Annotated in this window: 16 protein-coding genes; 8 read left to right on the forward strand and 8 right to left on the reverse strand. The window is 57.6% G+C overall.

Annotated features, from left to right (window positions below; genetic code table 11):
- Positions 1-5 precede the first annotated feature (5 nt).
- From ACYVHC_RS02755 to pta, 3 genes are all read right to left on the reverse strand, one after another.
- Entirely contained in the window at positions 6-1,217 is a 1,212-nt protein-coding gene (locus ACYVHC_RS02755) for an acetate/propionate family kinase (RefSeq protein WP_460612132.1), read from the reverse strand.
- 47 nt (positions 1,218-1,264) lie between these two features.
- Entirely contained in the window at positions 1,265-2,188 is a 924-nt protein-coding gene (locus tag ACYVHC_RS02760) for a DUF808 domain-containing protein (protein ID WP_460612133.1), read from the reverse strand.
- A gap of 123 nt (positions 2,189-2,311) precedes the next feature.
- Positions 2,312-4,402 carry a phosphate acetyltransferase gene (pta, locus tag ACYVHC_RS02765; RefSeq protein WP_460612134.1) on the reverse strand — a complete coding sequence of 697 codons (2,091 nt, stop codon included), beginning with the start codon at positions 4,400-4,402 and terminating at the stop codon, positions 2,312-2,314.
- 246 nt (positions 4,403-4,648) lie between these two features.
- On the opposite strand from pta, the gene ACYVHC_RS02770 reads away from it, so the two are divergent.
- The 3 genes from ACYVHC_RS02770 to ACYVHC_RS02780 all read left to right on the forward strand — a co-directional run bounded on the left by ACYVHC_RS02770 (position 4,649) and on the right by ACYVHC_RS02780 (position 8,748).
- Complete coding sequence (locus ACYVHC_RS02770; RefSeq protein WP_460612135.1) at positions 4,649-6,145, forward strand: DNA/RNA non-specific endonuclease; 1,497 nt, start codon at positions 4,649-4,651, stop codon at positions 6,143-6,145.
- Positions 6,146-6,380: 235 nt separating this feature from the next.
- Complete coding sequence (locus ACYVHC_RS02775; RefSeq protein ID WP_460612136.1) at positions 6,381-7,547, forward strand: MFS transporter; 1,167 nt, start codon at positions 6,381-6,383, stop codon at positions 7,545-7,547.
- 127 nt (positions 7,548-7,674) lie between these two features.
- Positions 7,675-8,748 carry an AI-2E family transporter gene (locus tag ACYVHC_RS02780; RefSeq protein ID WP_460612137.1) on the forward strand — a complete coding sequence of 358 codons (1,074 nt, stop codon included), beginning with the start codon at positions 7,675-7,677 and terminating at the stop codon, positions 8,746-8,748.
- A gap of 117 nt (positions 8,749-8,865) precedes the next feature.
- On the opposite strand, the gene ACYVHC_RS02785 is transcribed toward ACYVHC_RS02780, so the two are convergent.
- From ACYVHC_RS02785 to rsmA, 5 genes are all read right to left on the reverse strand, one after another.
- Positions 8,866-9,756, reverse strand: a complete 891-nt coding sequence (locus ACYVHC_RS02785) for a nuclease A inhibitor family protein (RefSeq protein ID WP_460612138.1) — start codon at positions 9,754-9,756, stop codon at positions 8,866-8,868.
- 184 nt (positions 9,757-9,940) lie between these two features.
- On the reverse strand, positions 9,941-10,414 hold the full coding sequence (gene greA / locus ACYVHC_RS02790; RefSeq protein ID WP_460612139.1) for a transcription elongation factor GreA: 474 nt from the start codon (positions 10,412-10,414) through the stop codon (positions 9,941-9,943).
- A gap of 141 nt (positions 10,415-10,555) precedes the next feature.
- Complete coding sequence (locus ACYVHC_RS02795) at positions 10,556-11,497, reverse strand: Rossmann-fold NAD(P)-binding domain-containing protein (RefSeq protein ID WP_460612140.1); 942 nt, start codon at positions 11,495-11,497, stop codon at positions 10,556-10,558.
- 28 nt (positions 11,498-11,525) lie between these two features.
- Positions 11,526-11,855, reverse strand: a complete 330-nt coding sequence (locus ACYVHC_RS02800) for a hypothetical protein (protein WP_460612141.1) — start codon at positions 11,853-11,855, stop codon at positions 11,526-11,528.
- A gap of 100 nt (positions 11,856-11,955) precedes the next feature.
- Entirely contained in the window at positions 11,956-12,744 is a 789-nt protein-coding gene (rsmA, locus tag ACYVHC_RS02805; RefSeq protein ID WP_460612142.1) for a ribosomal RNA small subunit methyltransferase A, read from the reverse strand.
- Between the two features lie 258 nt (positions 12,745-13,002).
- On the opposite strand from rsmA, the gene ACYVHC_RS02810 reads away from it, so the two are divergent.
- The 5 genes from ACYVHC_RS02810 (at position 13,003) to rpmF (ending at position 17,031) form a co-directional block, all read left to right on the forward strand.
- The gene (locus ACYVHC_RS02810; protein WP_460612143.1) at positions 13,003-14,451 is read left to right on the forward strand and encodes a leucyl aminopeptidase family protein; all 1,449 of its coding nucleotides are present in this window, start codon (positions 13,003-13,005) and stop codon (positions 14,449-14,451) included.
- A gap of 41 nt (positions 14,452-14,492) precedes the next feature.
- Entirely contained in the window at positions 14,493-15,545 is a 1,053-nt protein-coding gene (pdxA, locus tag ACYVHC_RS02815; protein ID WP_460612144.1) for a PdxA family dehydrogenase, read from the forward strand.
- A gap of 222 nt (positions 15,546-15,767) precedes the next feature.
- Positions 15,768-16,136: a helix-turn-helix domain-containing protein gene (locus ACYVHC_RS02820; protein ID WP_460612145.1), complete on the forward strand. Its 369-nt coding sequence runs from the start codon at positions 15,768-15,770 to the stop codon at positions 16,134-16,136.
- A gap of 76 nt (positions 16,137-16,212) precedes the next feature.
- Positions 16,213-16,743, forward strand: a complete 531-nt coding sequence (locus tag ACYVHC_RS02825; protein ID WP_460612146.1) for a YceD family protein — start codon at positions 16,213-16,215, stop codon at positions 16,741-16,743.
- 63 nt (positions 16,744-16,806) lie between these two features.
- The gene (rpmF, locus tag ACYVHC_RS02830; RefSeq protein ID WP_460612147.1) at positions 16,807-17,031 is read left to right on the forward strand and encodes a large ribosomal subunit protein bL32; all 225 of its coding nucleotides are present in this window, start codon (positions 16,807-16,809) and stop codon (positions 17,029-17,031) included.
- Positions 17,032-17,114 lie beyond the last annotated feature (83 nt).

Below are 17,114 nucleotides of genomic sequence, written 5' to 3' on the forward strand. Positions count from 1 at the left end.
GACCGCTACCCTGCCAGCAGTTCCGCACATTGCCGGGCAATTTCCAGCTCCTCGTTGGTAGGCACTACCAGCACCTTCACGCGGGCACCTGCGGGGCTAATTTCGCGGAGACCGGGGCGGCGCTGCTGGTTTTCCTGCTCATTGAGTTCAATCCCGAGAAACTCCAGCCCTTCGCAGGCCAGTTGCCGCACCAACGCGTCGTTCTCTCCTACCCCGGCCGTAAACACCAAGGCATCGAGCCCGCCTAGCACGGCGGCATAGGCGCCAATGTACTTGCGGATGCGGTACGCGTACAGGTCGTAGGCCAAAGCGGCGCGGGCATTGCCTTGCTGGCGGGCCTTCGTGATGTCGCGCATATCGCTAAAGCCCGTGAGGCCGAGCATGCCGCTTTCCTTGTTGAGCAGGGTGCTGATTCGCTCGGCGGTGTAACCAAGCTGTCCCATCAGGTGAAGTACAATAGAAGGGTCTAGGTCGCCGGTGCGGGTGCCCATCACTAGGCCGCTGAGTGGCCCAAACCCCATGCTGGTATCGAGGCAGCGGTTGGCGCGCACGGCGGCGGCACTGCAGCCGTTACCGAGGTGCAGCGTAACCAGGCGGGCATTGGGCTTGCCTAAGTAGCTAGTAGCCTGAGCTGCCACGTACTGGTGGCTGGTGCCGTGGAAGCCGTACACCCGGATGCGCTCTTCGGTGTACAGCTTTTCGGGCAGAGCGTAGCGGAAAGCCGGTTCGGGCAAGGTCTGGTGAAACGCCGTATCAAACACGGCTACCTGCCGGGCCTGCTTGAAAATGCGTTCCGCTACCTCAATGCCCACTAGGTTGGCGGGGTTGTGCAACGGGGCCAGGGCAAACAAGCGCCGGATTTCCGCCTTCACATCATCGGTAATGATGGTAGTAGCCGCGAAGCTTTCCCCGCCGTGTACTACGCGGTGCCCCACCACGTGTATATCGGCGGGGTCGCGCAGTACGCCTTGCTCCCGGTCGGTTAGCAGGGCCACTACTTCGCGCAGGCCGGCCTCATGGTCGGGCAACTCCAGCGTTCTGCGGACTTCCTGAGGCGCATCGGGAGTGGCAACGGAGCTAAATACTTTGTGCGTGATGACGGCATTGGAGTACCCAATGCGCTCCACCAGCCCGCTGCACACCGGCTGCTGCGTGGGCCACCGAAACAGTTGATATTTAATGGAGCTGCTACCGGAGTTAACAACAAATATGTTCATGCGGAAAGTAACGTGAGAGCCGGTTTCGCGCGGCAGTGTAAGTGCCCTTAGCTTTTGCTTGGCAGTACCTTTTTCACCAGCCGAACCACTTGGTCAATAAAGAAACCCAGGATAAGTCCGCCAATACCACAGGCTAGGGCCTTGGCCAGCCAGGCTACTGCCGGCATATCGGCTAGGGCTTCTTCCAGGTCGTGCAGTAAGTGGGCGGTAAACGGAATGCCGTGGGCAATAATTTCGGCACCCACCCACAGCATGGCGGCAGTGCCTACGTAGCTCAGAATTTGCAGGAAATGCGGCATAAACTTTACTAAGCCCCGGCCAAATTTCTGGGTGGCGGGGCCGTGCTTATCCTTGGCCAGATGCACACCAAAATCATCGGCCTTCACAATCATGCCCACAAAGCCATACACGGCCACCGTTATAAATACGGCCACGGCCGCCATCACCACAATCTGGTTCACAATCGGCTGGCCGGTTACCTGACTGTAGGCAATGGCCATAATTTCGGCCGACAGGATAATGTCGGTTCTGACGGCGCCTGCAACGCGTTCCTGCTCCAGCTCCTCCGGGGTAATCGTTTTTACATTTTCACTTTCAGGATCTACCTCGTGGTGCTTGCTGAACATGGAATGCACCTTCTCATACCCCTCATAGCACAAATACGCCCCGCCCAGCATCAGAATGGGCGTAATAGCCCAAGGAGCGAAATACCCCAGCACCAAGGCCGCCGGACTTAGAATAAGCAGCTTATTGATGAGTGATTTTTTGGCAATCTGGAAGATGATGGATAGCTCCCGGGAGGGGTCAAGGCCCACAACATATTTGGGCGTAACGGCCGTGTCATCTATTACAATGCCGGAAACCTTCCCGGTGGTTTTGGCTACCTGCGCCGGCACATCGTCGAGGCTGGCCGCGCTGACTTTCACCAACGCCGAAATATCATCTAGTAAAGCAAAAAGTCCTGAAGGCATAGGGTGTGTTGAGTGCTCTGTTTGGGTTGCAAAAATGGGGTACTAGGGTAATTTGGGCAGCAAGCTAAAGGAAAGTACGCTGGGAAGCGTGTACCCACCGACCTTCCCCCTGCGCCTTGTTTGCTACCCCTGCTGGCTCTGAATGGCGGTAATGACCACGGTATTAAACACATCATCAACAGTGCAGCCACGGCTGAGGTCATTGACGGGCTTGTTGAGGCCTTGCAATACGGGGCCAATGGCTAAAGCGCCGGTTTCGCGCTGCACGGCTTTGTAGGTGTTGTTGCCCGTGTTCAGATCAGGGAAAATGAGCACGCTGGCCTGGCCGGCTACTTCGGAGTCGGGCAGTTTCTGACGACCCACGATGGGGTCCACGGCGGCATCGTACTGAATGGGGCCATCTACTTTCAGGTCGGGCCGCAGCTGGCGAACCAGCTCCGTGGCCTGGCGCACCTTCTCTACATCGGCGCCGGCCCCTGAGGTGCCCGAGGAGTACGAGAGCATAGCAATGCGCGGCTCAATGCCAAAAGCCTGGCTGCTTTCAGCCGATGAAATGGCAATTTCAGCGAGCTGCTCGGCCGTGGGGTTAGGGTTCACGGCGCAGTCGCCGAACACAGCCACGCGGTCAGGCAGGCACATGAAAAATACCGACGATACCACCGACACCCCTGGCTTGGTTTTGATGAACTGCAGGGCCGGCCGGATGGTGTGCTGCGTGGTGTGCACCGCCCCCGACACCATGCCATCGGCGTGGCCTTGCTGCACCATCATGCTCCCGAAGTATGAGACGTCGCGCATCAGGTCGCGGGCCATGTCTTCGTTCACGCCTTTGCTTTTGCGCAGCTCATAAAACGCCTGCACATAGCCGGGGTAATAGTCAGAATGCACGGGGTCGAGCACCTGCAAATGCTCGTTTTGCGGCAGGTTGAGGCCTAGTCGTTTGGCGGAAGCCGCTACCTCCTGCGGATTACCCAATATGGTTAAGTCGACGATATTCTGATGCAGCAGCAGCGCCGCCGCGCGCAGAATCCGGTCGTCGTTTCCTTCGGGTAGTACAATGTGCTGGCGCTTTCTTTTGGCCCATTGCAGCAGCCGGTACTGGAACATGTGCGGCGTAATTCCCTCAGGCTGGTAACGGGCCATGCGCTCTTGCAGGGCTCGGACATCCATGTGCCGCTCAAAGGTTTGGATGGCCAGCTGAATTTTCTGGGGGTTCTCGGAGCTGATGCGCGACTTGATAGCCGCTATCTGGGTGCTGGTCTCAAACGTACCCGTAGTGACGGCCAGAATAGGCACTACCGCCGGCAAGCCCTCAATCAGCCGCAGAATCGGTTCTTCGGGCACGGAGCCGGCCGTGAGCACCAAGCCTGCCACCCTTGGGTAGCTGGCCGAGGAGTTGGCTTGCAGCGCCCCAATGATAATATCGCCCCGGTCGCCGGGGGTTACAATAAGCACATTTTCCTTGAGGTAGTTCAGGAAATTGGGCAGCTGCATGGCCCCAATCACGTAGTTATCTACCTGGTTGCTGAGCTCGGCCTCGCCAAAGAGCAACTTCCCTTGCAGGCCCTGCTGAATCTCGCGCATGGTGGGGTGCAGCAGGTTGCTATCTTCCGGAATTACGGCCAGCAGCAACTCGGCGGGCAGCTGGTTCCGGAGCAGTTCGCGCACGTCGTTTACCTGGGCACTAGGCACCCGATTGGCCACAGCCGCCAGCACCTGCACCTCCCGGGCCTCAAAGCTGCGCAGCACCGTCAGGACGGAGCTCACGATTTGGGCGGTGGTTTTGCCATCACCGGAAATAATCATGATGACCGGCACGCCCAGATTTTTGGCAATAGACACATTGGCGTCGAACTCGAATGCAGTGCCAGGACCCAGAAAGTCGCTGCCTTCTACTACCGTGAAATCGTACTGCTCCTCCAGCTGCTTGTATTTGTGAATGATGGTATCAATCAGCTCGCCCTGGGCATCATCTTCCATGAGGCGCAGGGCCTCGGGCCGCGTGAAGGCATAGGTATCGGCGTAGGCCTGCGGTAGCTTAAAGTAGCTGAGGATGGTAGCAATATGCGGGTCCTGAGGTTCGGCGGCGGCAATTATGGGCTTGAAGTACGCTACTTTCTGGGCCTGCCCGAGCAGCAAATTCACGAGACCCAATGCCACGAGCGACTTCCCGCTGTAGGGCTCGGCAGAAGCAATAAAAACGGTTTTGGTCATACCGATGGAATGAGAAGCCAGACGGTTGCGGCCCGTCAAAGGGGTAGCAGCCGGGCCAGTTTCAGGGTTGGAGGCAGCTAGTGCCTACGCAGCCAGCACCCGCAAGGATAGGAATCTTTCCCTAACCGAGGGCGAAAAACCCCAGTTGAAGGCCGCACCCAGCCTGATGACGAGCCGGAACCCGCCTCAACTGTTCGTCAAAACCCGCGGCTTCCGCTACATTCGCCTCGTTAATTTACTTCGCACATGCGCCGCCTCTCCTCGCTCCTGCTTTCTGGCTTGCTGCTTAGCCTTACTACCCTAGGCTGCTCCTCCAACTCCTCTGAAACTACCTCCCGCCCCTCCGCCGCTGCCAACGACGGGCCGCCCGCCATTCTGGTGGAGTCTGGGGCTAGCACCGTCAGCCAAAGCGGCAGCCGCTTTCAGGAAACCTTTGAAAGCGCGGAGAAAGGCGCATATTCTGCTGGGGATGAAACCCTGGCTTCTGGCTCCTGGCATTTTGAGGATGCGCTGATTGGCTCCTCCGACCAAGATCACAAAAACGGCCAGCACGCAGCCCGCCTACGCGGCCAGGGCCGGTTGCGCATGAACTTCGATGCGCCTCAGGGCGTGCAAACCATCCGGATTAAAAGCGCCGCCTACGGCTCTGACCCCGCTAGCACCTGGGAGCTGTGGGGGAGCGTAGATGGCGGCCGAACCTTCCGCCGCATTGGCCAGCCCGTGCAGGCGCGTGGACCCAAACTCATCGTAACAACCTTTCAGGGGGGCGCAGCTAGTGCGCTGCGGCTGGAAATCAGGAAAACGGATACAGGCAAGGGCCGCCTGAACATTGATGACATTGCCCTAGAAGCCGCCAACGGCGCGGCGGTAGCGGGCGGCTCGGTAGCAACGGGCGCTACTAGCCCCGCGCCCAGCCCAAAGTCCACGACATCCTCCAGCCTGCCCTCCGCCACCACGGCCCAGGCCGAAGCCGTGGTAACCAGCCGCGACGACAACATGGCTCTAGGCAACCCCAGCGGCGCAACCGCCGATGTGAACATGCCTACCAACTATTTGCTGGTCAAGCCCCAGTTTACCATCGGCTACAATGCCCAGCGCGGCACACCCACCTGGGTAAGCTGGCACCTAAACCGGGCCTGGATGGGCTCGGCCCCGCGCCAGGATGACTTCCGCCCCGACCCGGCTTTGCCCCGCCAGTTCTATCAGGTTTCGCGCAGCTCCTACACGGGCTCGGGCTTCGATAAAGGCCATAATTGCCCCAGCGCCGACCGCACCACGGAGCTCGACGACAACTCGGCTACCTTCCTGATGACCAACATGATTCCGCAGGCTGGCAACAACAACCAGCGCACCTGGAGCGGCCTGGAAGAATGGACCCGGGGCCAAGTAAAGCAGGGGAAGGAAGTGTACATTATCATGGGTAGCTATGGCAAAGGAGGCACTGGCCAGAACGGCCGCATGACGACCATCGACCAGGGCCGGGTAACGGTGCCGGCTCGCGTCTGGAAGGTGCTCGTGATTTTACCCGAAGGCTCCAACGATTTGCAGCGAATTGCTACCGGCCAGGCCCGCATACTGGCCGTTGACACCCCCAACGACCAATCTGTGAGTCCCGACTGGAGCCAATACCGCGTGAGCGTAGATGCTATTGAAGCTGCCTCAGGCCTTGACTTGCTCAGCAAACTACCGCTGGCGATACAAGAAAAGCTGGAAGCCCAAGTGGATGCTGGCGCAGTGCGCTAATCTTTCAACAATAACCTCAGACACAGCTCCTCAGCAACACAACCTGTGGGCCGCGCGTACATTAGGGCCGTTGCGGATACTAAGTAAGCCGCACATTTTCCCGACCTTTGCAGCCGACGCCTCCCACTGCGTCGTTCCTGCACTTCTCTGACCTATCTCCCACCCATCTTGCTCCTGCACAGGGGCTAGATGGGTGTTTTTTTGACCAGCCGGCGGTGCTTCGCCCTTTCTACCCATGCTTACTCAAACTCTTCCGATACCTGAACTACGCCCCCGGCGCACGCACCGCTTGGCGGTTAGCGTCGCGTTTCTGTTGCAGGGCCTGTGCTTCTCGACGTGGGCGGCCCGCATCCCGACGGTGCAGCAAGAGCTAGGCCTTTCCGATACGGGGCTGGGCGGGGTACTGCTAGCGGTTCCGGTGGGTTCTATCGCCTCGTTGCCGCTCACGGGCTGGCTGGTAGCACGCTTTGGCAGCCGCCCGCTGACCATTGTGGGCTTGCTGCTCTACGCCGCTTTTCTGCCATTGTTGGGGCTAGCCAGCACTACGCCCTTGCTTATGGTAGCACTGGCGTTTTTCGGGCTGGCCAGCAACATGGCCAACATCAGCATCAATACCCAGGCCGTGGGTGTGGAGGCGCTCTACAGCAAGTCCATTATGGCCAGCTTTCATGGCTTGTGGAGCCTAGCGGGCTTTGCCGGTGCGGCGCTGGCTACGTTGTTCATTGCCAACAATGTAGCCCCACTACCCCACTTTCTGCTTGTAACCGCCCTGGTAGTGGCGGGCGTGGTGCTGGCCCGGCCGTACCTGCTGCCCGCCGATGCTCCGCGCGATGCTGATGCCCCCATTTTCGTACTGCCCGACAAGTCGTTGCTGCTGCTGGGAGTGCTGGCGTTCTGCTCGTTGCTCTGTGAGGGTACTATGTTCGACTGGAGCGGCGTGTATTTCCGCAAAGTCATTCAGGCCGATAGTTCGCTGGAAGGCGTGGGCTTTGCCGCCTTCATGAGCACCATGGCCGGCGGCCGCTTTGTGGCCGACTGGTTTGCTGACCGGTTTGGCCGCCAACGCACCCTAGTACTAAGCGGGTTGCTAGAAGCCGCCGGGCTGCTGATAGCGGTGCTATTTCCTAGCTTTATACCGGCCACTATCGGGTTTATGCTCGTAGGTATTGGGGTTTCTTCGGTGGTGCCACTGGTATATGGGGCTGCGGGCCGCTCGAAAACCATGTCGCCGGGGGTGGCGCTGGCAGCGGTTACCACGGTGGGGTTTGCCGGATTTCTGCTCGGGCCGCCCGTTATTGGTTTGGTGGCCGGAGCCACCAATTTGCGGGTTTCTTTTGCCCTTATTGCCCTGATGGGGCTAGCCGTAGCGGCCTTGGCCCGGCGCTCTGGGGTTGAAGAGTAAAGTAAATACTACGGAAATACGATATATAGCGCCTCTTCCGAACCAGTAAGGGGCGTTTTTGTGTGTTGATGGCAGCACGAATCCGTATTTTACCGCCTGGTTCACCCTTCGCGTTTAGCGCCGATTCATGCCTCCCTCCTCCGAAAACATTTACACCGCCCGTCAGCAGTACATTTTACTGATTTTGTGCTTGGTAGGCCTAGCCGTGCTGATTTTGGTGGGGCTGGGCAGCTACATCACGGCCTTTCTGGGCGCCGGTATTCTGTTCGTGGTGTTTCGGCCGTGGTTTGTGGGGCTGGTGCACCGGCGCCACTGGAACCGGCAGGTAGTCACCATCGGCATCTTGGTGTTTTCCTTTGTCGTCATAATTCTGCCATTCATGGCCCTGAGCCTGATGCTGATTGACCGCATCAAAACCTACGGCCAAGACACCAGCCAGATTATGGCCGTGCTGCACAAAATCGAGGAGAAGACCGGCTACACCTTCACTAACGAGCAAGGCGTGCGCACCTTGTTACAGCAAAGTGTCAGTTGGCTCAGCCAACGGATTCCGTCCTTGGCCAGCGGGTTGCTGCACTTCACCGTCATTATCGGGCTGATGCTGTTTACGCTGTACTTCATGTTTGTGCAGGAAGCGGGATTTTTGCGGGGCCTCAGGCGCTACCTACCGTTTCGGCCCAGCACCATGCACGAGCTCGGCGACTCGCTGAAAAACAACGTGAATGCTAATGTGCTGGGGCAGGCCATTATTGCGCTGGTGCAGGCGCTGCTTACCAGCATCACGCTGCAAATCTTCGGCGTTGCCGATGCGCTGTTCTGGGGCGTGGTGGCCTTTTTTATGGCGTTTATACCGGTGCTGGGCACGCCGCTGGTATGGGGGCCGGCAGCCATCATTAAGCTTACGCAGGGGCACACGGGCCAGGGCGTGGGCATCCTCATTGTGGGCGTAGTGGTCATCATGAACATCGACAACCTGCTGCGCATTGTGCTGGCCCGCCGCATGGGCGATATTCACCCATTGGTGACGCTGGCGGGGGTAGTACTCGGCGTGGAAATCTTTGGCATTCTGGGCCTGGTGCTGGGGCCGCTGCTCCTCTCCTACTTCATGGTGCTCACCAAGGTGTTCGAGCAGGAAAACCGCATCCGCAGGCAGGATAAGCGCAAAAAGCCAGAACCCGGTTTGCTGCCCCCGCCGGCCTAGTAGAGTGGGCACGGCAACTAGCTACTTCACATAATTTGAATCCCTAGGTCAGCAAAACGCCCAAATCCCTTCTGAAAGGTTTGGGCGTTTTGCTGACCTAGGGATTGATTAGTCGTATCAGGTCTCCGTGAGTACAGTTTTGAATCCGGCCAGCTTGCCCCCTTCCGCTTCGCCCAGCACCAGCACGGGCACTTGCGGGCCGCTGCCTAACCGGTACACCTGCACGTTGTTGAGTTCCTGCTTCAGGTACATCTGCAGGCCCTTAAAGCGGTTGGCTTGCTCGGGGTTGCCTAGCACGCCATTGTCGGCGGTGTGGTTGCGCAGAAAATAGGTAAGCTCCTGTTTTTCTACTTTGGCATCAGCAGGTGCGCCGGCTAGCTTGGCCAGGGCGGCATCTGTCATTCCGCCGACGGGCGCATCAAAGATAACGGGCTCCAGCGGCGCATCCGATTCGCTCATGAATACCAGGCCCTTGGTGAGGTGCTGCAGCTGCTCCAGTGTGGCATCGTTGCCAGCCTTGGCAGGGGTAGCAGCCTCATTTACTTCGGTGGTTTCGCGGCCGCCTTTGGTATCCAGAGGCGCCAAAGAAGCTGCCTCATGGCCATGCTCTGCAGCCGGAACTTTCGCGGCAATGGCCGCTGCCAGCTCCTTCATGCGGACCTCGGCTACCTTTATTTTAGGGTTGGCGAAGTTCATGTCCGACACGTTATGCATCGGAATGAGGTGTATATGCGCATGCGGCACCTCCAGCCCAATAACTGCCACCCCAATGCGCTTGCACGGCACGGCAGCGCGCACACCCTTGGCTACGCGTTGCGCAAACAGGTGTAAAGCGGCTAGCTCAGCCGGGGGCAAGTCAAAAATATAGTCGGTTTCCTTTTTCGGGATTACCAGCGTGTGACCTTCTACTAGGGGCGTAATATCCAGAAACGCCAGGTGGTGGTCGTCCTCCGCTACTTTGTAGGCAGGCAGTTCACCCGACACGATACGTGAGAAAATAGAAGGCATGAAGGAAGGTGAAGTAGAGGTGGAACAGGAACGTAGGCAAGCGGCTACAGCAGCAACCGCCTTTCAGTTCAGCCAAAGTACGAGGCAAAACGCAAAAAGGGCGAAGCCGTAGCCTCGCCCTTTTTTGTGTATTCTGTGCGGTGAAACAGGTAACTCACCGTTTCACGACTTCACAATTTCGCCGCTACCGGCTGATTTCCAGAATCTGAAACTGCAGCTTGCCAGCGGGCACGGTAATTTCGGCGGTATCGCCGGCCGACTTGCCTAGCAGGCCTTTGCCGATGGGCGACTTCACGGAGATTTTACCAGCCGCCAGATTCGCTTCTTCTTCCGCCACCAAAGTGTAGTCGAGAACCATGTTGTTCTTCAAGTTCTTGAGCTTCACTTTGCTCATAATGAGCACCTTGGTGAGGTCAAGGTTGGTTTCGTCGAGTACGCGGGCGTTGCCCACGATTTCTTCCAGCTTGGAGATTTTGAGTTCGAGCAGGCCCTGAGCTTCCTTGGCCGCGTCGTACTCAGCATTTTCGCTCAGGTCGCCTTTGTCACGGGCTTCGCGCAGGTCGTCTGCTGCTTTGGCCCGGCCGCGGATTTTGAGGTCCTGAAGCTCATCCTTCAGCTTCTGAAGACCTTCCGGAGTGTAGTAGTTGATAGTAGACATGGTGGGGTGATGTAAGCTCAAAAAACAAGGAGAACGGCCAGCGTGGCTGGCCGTTCTCCCCGAACAGGTTTAGGCAAATATACGAAAACCGGACAAATAATGCGCGTGCCCTGCCAAGCACTCTTACCCGGCGCAACTCCCCTAGCCTCGCAGAAATTCACGTAGCTTCCGCGCCAGCACTTGGTTGATTCGCTCGTAGCTCTGGAAGCTCCAGCCGCCCACGTGCGGCGACAGCACAACGTTTGGGGCTGTACGCAGGTACTCAAAGCGCGCCTGTTGCGCTGGCGTGAGGGTTGCAAGCTTTTCATTGTCGAGCACATCGAGGGCCGCGCCGCGCACCTGCCCGGTTCGTAGCCGCTGCACCAGGGCCGCGTGGTCTAGCACTTCGCCGCGGGCCGTATTCAGCAACCACAACGGGTTGCGGAAGCCCGCCAGAAATTCTTCGTTTACCACATGATGGTTGGCTTCCGAATACGGAATGTGCAGGCTCAGCACCTCGGCCCGCTCCTGCAGCTCCGTTAAGCTTACTAGGGTGGCATAGTGGTTAAGCTCCACGTTGGGGTCGTGGTCGTAGGCTAGCACGGTGCAGTCGAAGGCCTGCAGGCGGCGGGCAAAGGCTTTGCCCATATGGCCGTAGCCCAGCAACCCGATGGTTTTGCCGCCTATTTCCTCGCCTCGGTTGGCCTCTCGGCGCCACTCTCCGGCCCGCACTTCGCGGTCGGCGCGTACAATGTTTCGGAACAGAGCCAGCAACAGACCCACAGCATACTCCCCCACGGCGTCGCGGTTGCCTTCAGGTGCGTTGAGTAGCGTTACACCAGCCGCAGCCAGGGCCTCTTCGTCAATGTTATCCACCCCAGCGCCAGCCCGGCATACGTAGCGTAAGTGCGGCCCGTTGGCTAGCAGCGCGGCCGTTACGCGCACTTTGGAGCGCACAATCAATCCATCGTACGGATGCGCCGCCAGCGCCGCCGCTACTTCCGTGGGGCGCAAATCAGGCCGGTAGTGAAGCTCCACGCCCAACTCCTGCAGCAAATCAGGCAAGCTCGGGTGCATTTCGTCGATGACGAGGCAGAGAGACATAGTAAACGGTAGAGCCAGGAAAGATGAACTAATGATTTCTGTTGAAAGTGTCCCTTTCTTTAATGAGTCGGACCACAGTAACAAACACGGAGGCCAGGCTAATGGAAAACAGCCAATTTTCAGAAATCGACATTTCTAGAATTCGGCCATTCCATTGCCCAGATAACAGCACTACTATACCGAGCAGAGCCAAAAAGCTGGTCACAAATAGGAATACTGCCTGAACTGATTTTTCAAGCCGAAGCTTAGCTCGGTCTGAAAGAAAATTATGGATCAGCTTATTGGTGCCTGTCGTGATAAACGGTTGAAAAATAGCTAGGCAGAAAAAAACCAAAAAAAGCCAATAGCTGGTTTTCATACCATTTTAGATCTATACGTTTGGCTTCAGCCATTAAAAGGCTGAGGTTGATGCTTTGCTTCGGAGTGCTGCTAGCTCCATTTATTTCAAAACTTCTTTACTAGGCTGCCTTGTGCTCCTGAACGTGCTGCGTCAAGCCCACAAAATCCTGCACGCTGAGCTGCTCGGCGCGCTTATCAAAAATGGGGTCAGTGGTAGTTTCTGGAAGCATACCGAACGGCTTAAGAGCGTTGCGCAGCGTTTTACGGCGCGTCTGGAAGGCTTGCTTTACTACCTGGAAGAATAGCTTTTCGTCGCAGGCCAGCTGTTGGGTTTGGTTGCGGGTGAGGCGAATGACGGCCGACTGCACCTTGGGCGGCGGGCTAAACACGTGCGGCGGCACCGTAAACAAGTAATCGATGTCGTAAAACGCCTGCAGCAGCACGCTCAGAATACCATAGGTTTTGGAGCCTGGCCCCTCGGCCAAACGGTCGGCTACTTCCTTCTGAATCATGCCTACACACTCACGCACCTGGTGGCGGTGAGTTAGCACCTGAAAGTAAATCTGGGAGCTGATGTTGTAGGGAAAGTTACCGATGATGCTGATGGGCCGCCCGTCATAGAGCTTGCCTAGGTCCATCTTCAGAAAATCCTGGGAGTAAATGCGCCCCGCCAGCGCCGGAAAATGCTTGCCCAGGTACTCCACTGAATCCCGGTCAATTTCCACCACCGCCGTTTCGTACTCGGGGTGCTGGAGCAGGGTTTGGGTGAGCACGCCCATACCGGGGCCAATTTCCAGCACCTCTTTAACGTCATCGGGCAGGCGCAGGGCTTCCACAATGTTGCGGGCAATGTTGGGGTCGTTGAGAAAGTGCTGCCCGAGGTGCTTTTTGGCTCTGACGGAATCCATGCGCGTAAAATTAAATGGGTGGCCTGACCGACAACGTGGCCGTCAGCGGGTGCTGGAGGAAGACCTTCTCGCGTATATGCTGTTCCCCAACGATTTTGCTAGGGTGCTTGCAGAAGGCAACCGCGCAGCTTGTGAGAGCAGGTAGCGGATATGCCCAAAGTGGCCTACCTTCACGCCCAAAGATACGCCGGCAGCGGCCGTTTCTCAGCGCTTTGCGCTGCAAACGGGGGTAGCAGCTGGCTTTACGGACTTAGAATCATGCCTTTATCCCTCGCATACGCCGCCGATTTTCCCTCCTTTGCGGATACCGTATTCATTCTGCCGGCCGGTACCAAGGAACTACCCATCAGCGCCGCCGCCGATTTGCCCGAGGCAGCCCGCACCTACGTGGCAACCCAGCTCACGGCCGATGAGAAGTTAATCAGCGTGAACCAGTACACGCACCGCCATTATTACGTGGTGGCAGAAGAGAAAAAGACGGAAGCACTAACCTGCGAAGCCCTGCGCAAAGCCGGGCACCAGTTGCACGCCCGCCTGAAAGCCGATAAAGTCCCGGAGCTATTTATTAACGACTTGACCGCCAATGGGGCCCTAGCCCTGGCCGAAGGCATCGCCCTGACCGCGTATCAGTTCGAAGGCTACAAAACTGACGAGAAATCGAAAAAAGCTCACGACCTCCAACTTATTACGCTGGTGGGCCCGCACCTGAGCACCGAAAAAGTGCAGGAGCTAGACAACATCTTGCAAGGGGTATATCTGGCCCGCGACCTAGTAAACATGCCCTACAGCCACCTCAATGCTACGCAGCTAGCCCAGCGCTTCGAGGAAGCCGGTGAAGCGGCCGGTTTTCAGGTAGAGGTGCTGGACTTTGTCCGCATTGAGTCCCTGCGCATGGGTGGCCTGTTGGCAGTAAACCAGGGCTCCCCCGAGCCGCCTACCTTCACCATTATGGAGTACAAGCCCGCCGGCGCCACCAATGCCAAGCCGATTGTGCTGGTGGGCAAAGGCGTAGTGTACGACACGGGCGGACTTAGCCTAAAGCCCACGCCCAACAGCATGGACCTGATGAAGTGCGACATGGCCGGTTCGGCGGTGGTAATAGGTGTACTCACAGCGCTGGCTAAAAACCAGGTTCCGCTGCACGTAATTGGCCTGGTACCGGCCACCGACAACCGCCCCGGCGGCCCCGCCCTGGCCCCCGGCGACGTGATTACCATGTACAACGGCCTGACGGTGGAAGTAATGAACACCGACGCAGAAGGTCGCCTGATTCTGGCCGATGCCCTGGCGTTTGCCAAAAAATACAACCCCGAGTTGGTACTCGATTATGCAACGCTTACTGGGTCAGCAGCTCGTGCCATTGGCCAGGAAGGCATTGTGTTTATGGGCACCGCCGAGGAAAACGTGATGCAGGACCTAAAGCAAGCCGGCAACACCACCCACGAGCGCCTCGTGGAGTTTCCATTGTGGGATGAATACGCCGACCACATCAAGAGCAGCATTGCCGACCTCAGCAACATGGGCAAAGCCGAAGCCGGCGCCATTTCAGCGGGCAAGTTTTTGGAGCGCTTCACGGAGAGCTACCCGTGGGTTCACTTCGATATTGCCGCGCCGGCCTTCCTCACCGCCCCCGACTCGTACCGTGGTAAAGGTGGAACCGGCACGGCCGTGCGCCTCACGTATGAGTTCCTGAAAAAGCGGGCCTAGTAACCGGCTCTCACCTGTTCCCTCCATCCTAATTACCTCCCATGCTTCCACGCATTGGCATTTCCGTCGGCGATCTGGCCGGAATCGGACCGGAAATCATATATAAGACCTTTCTTGATCAGCGGCTGCTGAAGTATTGCACGCCCGTGGTGTACGGCACGGCCACTGTACTCTTCGACGACTTTCCGGCCGACGCAACCCACGAGCCGCTCACGTTCCGGCAGGTGCGCGAAGCCGCGGATATTGCGCCCGGCAAGCACAATGCTGTTACCTGCTGGGACGAAGACTACTCGCTCACGCCCGGCCAACCCAGCGCTGCCAGCGGTGCCGCAGCCCGCCAGAGCCTGCTGGCCGCTGCCCGCGACCTGAAAGCCGGCTTGCTCGACGCTCTGGTTACGGCTCCCATCAGCAAGGAAAACACCCAGGCCGATGACTTCCGCTTCCCCGGCCACACCGAGTTTCTGACCTCATTCTTTGAAGCCAAAGAAAGCCTGATGCTGCTGGCCAGCGAAGACCTGCGAGTAGCCACTGTCACGGGTCATATACCGCTAAAGGATGTACCGGGCCGTATTACCAAGGAACTGCTCACTACCAAACTGCGCATTCTGCTGAACTCCCTTAAGCAGGATTTCGGTATCGAGAAGCCGCGCATTGCGGTGCTCGGGCTAAACCCGCACGCTGGCGAAAACGGTTTACTAGGCACCGAAGAAGCCGAAACCGTTACACCGGTATTGCAGCAGTTTCAGCAGGAAGGCCACCTTACCTACGGCCCCTTCCCAGCCGATGGCTACTTCGGCACCGGCCAGTTCCGGCAGTTTGATGCCACACTCTCCCTCTACCACGACCAGGGGTTGATACCGTTTAAGACCCTAGCCTTTGAGCGCGGCGTCAACTTCACGGCTGGCTTGCCCGTCATCCGCACCTCTCCCGACCACGGCACTGCCTATGGCCTGGCGGGCCAGTTCAAGGCCGACGAAACGTCTTTCCGGGAAGCCCTGTATATGGCCTGCGACCTAGTGCGCCAACGCAAAGCCCTGGCCGAAATTAAGCCCCTAATACCTGGGCCTGCCCCACGTGGTGGCCGGCAGGAATAGCCAGCACTAGTCCTCCAAATCATTCAAACCGCTTCGGCTCTGAACAGCAGACGGAGCGGTTTGTATGATTTGGAACCTCAGCAACTGCACCACACATTCTAACGCTTTCGGAAAGATTCTTTCCAAAATCGAAACATTGTTTGTGGTTTTGGAATAATGCTGGTAAGTTTGCAGCCACCAATCCTGGGTACAGCAGCGGTTGCTGTTCTTTCTTCTGTTTACATGACGCTTCACACTCCCGCTGACTACCGAACTGCCCTGCGCCGCCTGGATGCATTGGTGGCGGCTGGTTTTGAGGGGAATGCAACACTGGAGGCCGAGTTTAGAGAGCTGATTGCGGCCCTTGATATGTACGAAGGCCAGTTGGGCTTACTACCCATCCCCAACCTTCCAACCTCCTTGGCCGAAATGATTGAGCTGAAACGACAACAGATGCGGCTCAAGCAAAAGGAGCTGGCTGAGTTGCTGGAAGTACCAGCGGGTCGCCTTTCGCAAATCCTGAGCGGAAAGCGCCGTGTAACCCTGGATCTGGCCAAGCGGTTGTATGAGCGACTGGGCATTCCGCCAGATTTCATTCTTAAAAACGCCTAGCCGGCCTCTCTACAGCGCTTCTGCTTTTACAAAACGGGGAAAACTTTCTACTTTTGCCCCCTGCTACAAATTAGCCGTGAAGAAGGATCCTAAATTCGATATCAACATTGCCCGTCTGGCCGACAAAACGCACCACTTCGCGTTTACGTTGGACAAGGCTTTTTTTGAGCAGTTTGACCAGGAGCTCATTCCGGATGGCAACGTTCAGGCCGATGTGACGCTTACCAAAACCGAGCGCCTCATCACCGTGGATTTTGACCTGCACGGCACCGTGCGCCAGATCTGCGACCGTAGCCTGGATGAGTTTGACCAGAAGGTGGAAGCGCACGAGCAGCTGCTGGTGCGCTTCGGCGACCAGAACCTGGAGCTGGACGACAACGTGCTGCAAATCACGCCCGATACCCAGACGCTGCCCCTGGCCCAACACCTCTTTGATTACATCGGCTTGGCCTTGCCCATGAAGAAGCTGCACCCGCGCTTCCAGAATGAGCCCGATGAAAACCCCGATGCCGACGCCAAACTCATTTTCACTACCCGTAAGGAAGGCGAAGATGACGAGGATGACGACAACGACCCGCGCTGGAATGCGCTGCGCAACCTCAACTAGACGCGCGCCCTGCTGACTTCCGTTTGTAAATTTTCTCTTTGCTTTTAATTTCCCTTTTCAACCATGGCACATCCTAAGCGCCGGACCTCCTCCGCTACCCGTAACAAACGTCGTAGCCACTACAAACTGACTCCGAAAGCCGTAACTATGTGCTCGACGACCGGCGAACTGCACCTGCGTCACAAAGCGTACGTAGTTGACGGTGACCTGTACCTGAACGGTAAAGTAGCCATCAAAGACTACGCTCCCGTAGCTGCTCCGGTCGCTACCGACAACGACGAAGAATAGTCGTTCGCTAGCCGCTTTCTTACCTATGCGGCGGTAATGCCATTGGCCTCCGGATTATTGCCTAGCTGCTTCAGCAGGTAGGC

This window comes from Hymenobacter seoulensis (genome assembly GCF_054780535.1).